The organism is Bathymodiolus platifrons methanotrophic gill symbiont (assembly GCF_002189065.1).
Lineage (GTDB): Bacteria > Pseudomonadota > Gammaproteobacteria > Methylococcales > Methylomonadaceae > Methyloprofundus.
The window spans coordinates 1-2,933 of sequence record NZ_BDMN01000171.1; the positions used below are offsets into that span (position 1 = coordinate 1).

A 2,933-nucleotide genomic window follows, 5' to 3' on the forward strand; every position below is an offset into this window, starting at 1 on the left:
CCGAAATTTAGTTGTAAATGCTGTGGTGGTGCAATGATCGTAGGGCGTAGGCGAATACCGAGAGTGGAGATAATGTCTCAGCCTGTGCCGACTAAAATGCTGGAACCACGAACGGTTATGTAAATTCACACACCTTCACCCAAGCAAGCAGGATAAGACCCTGAGGGAGTTGCTTGGGCTAAAATCGGGGGTTTAGGCTAAAAAATTGCTCCGAGACTTGTTGTTGTAAGTTGTCTGCAATAGGCAACTTACAATGTTCAGTTAAGATTTAAAAATAGAGCTCTGATTAATCAATCGGGCTAATCAGCAAAAAGCTATTTTCATATAGCGTAGTAACAAAATCTCTACTATCCCCCCGGGCTTGTCCAACAAACGGTTCAGATTGTGGCTCGCTTCGCGATCACAATCTAACCTTGTTCGTTACATTTCGATATTCGATTACCGTCAATCAACGCTCAGCTGTTCGCTTCTCAACTTTTAAATGCCTTTTAATGTAGCAGGGCTTACTCAACAATGCCACTAATTTTTGGTGTAGTCCTGTGATGATCAGACTTTTTTTCAAACAACACTTAAATCTTCTACAGCCTACATACGCTAGCAAATACGATGAACTAGACAGGAGTACTTGCGAGATCTTTCCAAGTACGAGTGATCTTTGGTAGTCTTTAGCCCTGATACCACTTACCCAAATATATCAGTCCACTTCTGAGTGGTGAAAATGCTAAGAAAGGAATCGTAATAATTTTGAATTTTTATCCAAAATTTAAGCTGTGCCACCCACCATAATAGGATTTCTGAAATGTAACGCCTTGGTCACTTGACGTTGGCAGATATTAGATGAACTCAGATAACGCACTGAACCTTGATAAAAGATGACCTTTTAAAAGAACTGCGCTGCCAACGGTCAAGTGGACCAAATTGTTCGGCATTCGTTAATTCTACTTGGTTTTTTTTGACACTGCCGCTTTGACTTCATCGTAATGATGTTTAAACTTCGCGACCCATATATCATTTAGCAGTGCATTGAATAGTGCGAGTATACCGTCCGTTCTTACAAGATCGGGACTCGTTATATCAATAGATGCACCATACATCTTAGGTATGGGATTACCCTTCGCACTACTCCCCATCCAATTTTCGTAGAATGTAGCAGCCTCCCATCCATAGTTGATGATCGAAACAAGCTTTTCATTGTGTATTACCTGGATCATCGTTTTGCGGCAATCGCATTTAGGGTCAGCGCAATACGTGTCAATAAAGCTATACTCACCATCTGGTAACTGTGGACTTTGTTTAATTGATACCGTACGCACCTGATGTGCTTCTCCGATAATCTCGCCTGCGGGTATGAATTCCATAGTATTAAATTTTTTTCTCTTTAATTTATGCCGAACGCCCACATCACTTGACGTAAAAAGTGACGCTTTTTACGTCAAGTGATGTGATTGTTAGCCAATTAATTTCTAACATTAACAATCAACTCAAAGCTATAATATAGCTTTGATGAAAGTAGCCTCTTCTTGTAATTTTGACATATTAGTTACAGTTATTTCAGGTGGTTCAAAATCCCCTAGTTCTTTTGGTATTGCCAAAATATCGGGCAGCCTGACATTTGCTGACGGTCCGCGTTGAGCCACTCCGAGATTTCTAATATCATCTTGAAGAGCTGGAATTGCCTTGTCCTCTAACCAACGGAGCTTTAATATTTTTATGGAATCAAGGTCATTAACTACACTCTCTACACATGGCGACATATCAGTATATCCACGATTGGTCAAATGTATTAGTGCATTTTTCAGGATTGTGTCATTAGCTTCGAACTTTCTCAGGTCTATAAATGCCGCACGTTTAACTAATATACAACGAAGAGCTGTTCTATTTGATTCAGACACTCTCCTTGTTTTAGCTCGTGTATAACGCCAGTGCGATTCGATACTATCTGCTACAAGTCGGTCAAGAACTCGACTCTCTGATGTACTCTTACCCTCAAACACTTTCATCGATTCTTGTGCTCCAACCAGTTGTAATTTCAAAGAGGCTATTTGTGTTTCAAGCTCTTGAACTACTTCTTGGTCTTGAGAATCCCCTTTAAGCCGCTCTATTTCCGCCTTTGCCTCTACCAATTCAGTATTCAGTTGGTGCTGTCCCTTCAAGTGGTCAGTATTAGCGAAAAGCTCTGCGATATTACCTACGCCAGAAATCACGGATAAAATGATGCCAAACCCCATAAATGCCTTAATAGTTTTCAGCAATGATTGATTTGGCTTTTCTTTCTTACTTTGATTAATCAAAAGGCGATACGTCATAAGGACTATCACAGCGGCAAGGCCTGTCAAGCCATACTGTAGTACGTCTGGTAAATCTACAATTGACACAATAATCTCCTATAGCTGGTGGCTAACATTATTATTAGCAGGCAACCTTTCTCTGATACCTAAGATATTCACCACGTAAACAAGAATATTATACAGGATATCAATATCCTGTACTTTCTCCCTATTCTCCCACTGTATTGATCTTAAAGTCAGGCAGTTTTCCCTGCTATCAAAATTATCCTGTCAAATTGCCTCAATAATTGATAATATCCAGAAAAACAGGCGTATTAACAAGAAAACTTAATCTATTTATAGTTTGGTTTATTATCTATGTCAATTGAAAAACCTAATCGGGGAGTCGCTATTTTTGCGAAAGCTTGTTTTGGGCATCCCAGCCCAAGCAAGCGGCAAAAACTTAACGCGACCGCTAATGCCTTCGGCGCCCCGATTCGTCCTCGTCACCATGTCCCGACCCAACAAGGGGTCGGAACATAGGCTCCAAATGACTTGACGCCGTGTCGGATGGCCTTTTATTTTGTCTCCACCTTCGCTAACGCTCAGACTCCGACAAAATAACGGCCCTACGGCTATCGCGGACTAAAAATCATCACTTCGCTT

2 protein-coding genes are annotated in these 2,933 nt (G+C 40.8%); both read right to left on the reverse strand.

Annotated elements, in window-relative coordinates:
* Positions 1–938: 938 nt before the first annotated feature.
* The gene (locus CDZ78_RS10375) at positions 939–1,358 is read right to left on the reverse strand and encodes a hypothetical protein (RefSeq protein ID WP_087869951.1); all 420 of its coding nucleotides are present in this window, start codon (positions 1,356–1,358) and stop codon (positions 939–941) included.
* 129 nt (positions 1,359–1,487) lie between these two features.
* On the reverse strand, positions 1,488–2,375 hold the full coding sequence (locus tag CDZ78_RS10380) for a hypothetical protein (protein WP_087869952.1): 888 nt from the start codon (positions 2,373–2,375) through the stop codon (positions 1,488–1,490).
* Between the last annotated feature and the right edge of the window lie 558 nt (positions 2,376–2,933).